Source organism: Rhodanobacter sp. Soil772 (assembly GCF_001428385.1).
In the GTDB taxonomy this organism is placed as follows: Bacteria; Pseudomonadota; Gammaproteobacteria; order Xanthomonadales; family Rhodanobacteraceae; genus Rhodanobacter.
The window spans coordinates 1125079-1126968 of sequence record NZ_LMSK01000002.1 but is presented as its reverse complement, the minus strand read 5'-3'; the positions used below and the strand labels follow the sequence as shown (position 1 = coordinate 1126968).

Genomic DNA, 1890 nt, shown 5'->3' with positions numbered 1-1890 from the left:
TCCGGTTGCTTTCTTGCCTTCGACGATCCGGACTACGTGGATGCCCTCTAACATCTCGTTCAAGGCGGACGGCTACGCCGCCGCTTAACTCCAGCGTTAGACAGCCAATGGCCTATCAGGCAAAGAAAAGAACATTCGCAGCCTTGTCGGTTCTTATGGTTCTGGCTGCGATTTACTCTGCTCTCGGCATCTTGCAAGCTGCGAGCCTCTTCACTGGCGAGCGCGCTCTACGTAACTTCAACTTTTGGGGCACGCTCATGTGTGTTGCGTTCGCGTGTTCCGTACTTTTTGGCTTTCTTGCCTTCCGCGCAAGCAGGCAGGCCAAGGTCGGCAGCCGCGAGGCTGTCTAACATCTCGTTCAAGGCGGACGGCTGCGCCGCCGCTTAACTCCAGCGTTAGGCAGGGTAGGAAGGATCGTCGTATTCACAAATCAGGGGAAAGAAATGAAATCGTTGTTTCTCATCGCTGTTGTAGCTGTCGCGGTATCCGGTTGCGCCACCACGAAGAGCTGGTCAGCCACTGGCGGGAGTAGAGCTGATGCTACCGTGCGTCTATCCTACACATACGGCCCCTTTGAACAACCTCGCGCCAGCGAACAACAGGCGCTGAACCTTGCGGCGACACGCTGTGCGGCATGGGGCTACAAAGGTGCGGAGGCGTTTGGTGGTGCTGAACAAAAATGCACCGCACCTGGCGGTATGGGCGGCTGCAACCAATTTGAAGTGACCAAAGAGTTTCAATGCACGGGTACGGGCAGCGGCAATCCAAACGCCGGGCAAAACTAGGCAGCGTAATATCGCCTAACAGTTCGTCCAAGCGGACGCGCGAAAAACCGCGCGCCGCTTAACTCCAGCGTTAGGCCCCTATGGTCACTGGTGCGAAGCTTGTGTATTTCATATTCGTAAGAGCTTGCCTGTTGGCTATCGCCGCATCCGCGCTCGTTGGATGTCAGCTTCGCCCGAGCGTTTTGTCGGCTCATTCTCAAAGAGTCGGCGACGAAGAAATTGTTCAGGTGAGCCTTCGCTCGCTCGATGCAAAAAAGATTAGGGATAGGCAGATGTACTTCTCACTTGTTGTTGCCAACTGCCAAGGAGAAACCGATGGTTACCCTATGGAGCCCTATATCGATGGGCAACGAGTCTCCGACTTCAAGTTCGCAACGCCCGGCGAGAGCGTGAGAATAGTTGGTCGCATTCCGACCAGGATCTTTGAAACGTACGAACATCCCTGTGCTTTTCTAAGAGGAGGCGGGTACTTCACCGGCACTGTCGAGTCGGCCCCAATTCCTATTACAAGGGTCGGGGCCTAACAGTTCGTTCAAGGCGGACGGCTGCGCCGCCGCTTAACTCCAGCGTTAGATTGCGCGATGAATTCTGTCCCAGCTGAAACACTCTATTGCCGGCTCCGCAACCGAATCATCGAGCACCTGCAGCTCGTCTCTTCGGCCGAGGAGCAGATCGCCTATCAGCAATCAGTTCCGATTGCGCAGGTCAGTGGCGAGCTATTCAATGCCTGGGGAGACTGGGTAGCAGACGAGGCGACGATTGAAGAGTTCATTGCGCCTATCTTCTCGGCGGAGGAGCAACTAGCTATACGTGAGTTTAATGCGTCTCTAGACGCGATTGCTTTCCGGACAGTGCCAAACCTGCCATATATCACTGACTTCATTGGCACGCCTGCGTGGCAAGAGCTATCCTCGGCCGCAAGCAAGGCCCTTGTCGTCCTTCAGGTTCGGGGCATGAGTCCAGAGTAAGGGGCGCAATCTAACATTTCGTTCAAGGCGGACGGCTACGCCGCCGCTTAACTCCAGCGTTAGGTCTTCCATATGCGTGCTTTCTTAGTCATCCTCGTTGCGCTTTCGCTCTCCCAAAACGCATGGAGCGCCGAGCG

2 protein-coding genes are annotated in these 1890 nt (G+C 55.5%); both read left to right on the top strand.

Annotated features, from left to right (window positions below; translation table 11 throughout):
* Positions 1 to 443: 443 nt before the first annotated feature.
* Complete coding sequence (gene yecR, locus ASG75_RS16005; protein ID WP_082547574.1) at positions 444 to 785, top strand: YecR family lipoprotein; 342 nt, start codon at positions 444 to 446, stop codon at positions 783 to 785.
* A 581-nt stretch (positions 786 to 1366) separates the two neighbouring features.
* A complete protein-coding gene (locus ASG75_RS11460) occupies positions 1367 to 1753 on the top strand; it encodes a hypothetical protein (RefSeq protein WP_056388992.1) in 387 nt (128 codons plus the stop codon).
* The last annotated feature ends 137 nt before the right edge of the window (positions 1754 to 1890 follow it).

What these genes read in the sequence shown, in the direction of transcription:
- yecR (WP_082547574.1), top strand. Translation starts at nt 444, where the DNA reads ATGAAATCGTTGTTTCTCATCGCTGTTGTAGCTGTCGCGGTATCCGGT.
- ASG75_RS11460 (WP_056388992.1), top strand. Translation starts at nt 1,367, where the DNA reads ATGAATTCTGTCCCAGCTGAAACACTCTATTGCCGGCTCCGCAACCGA.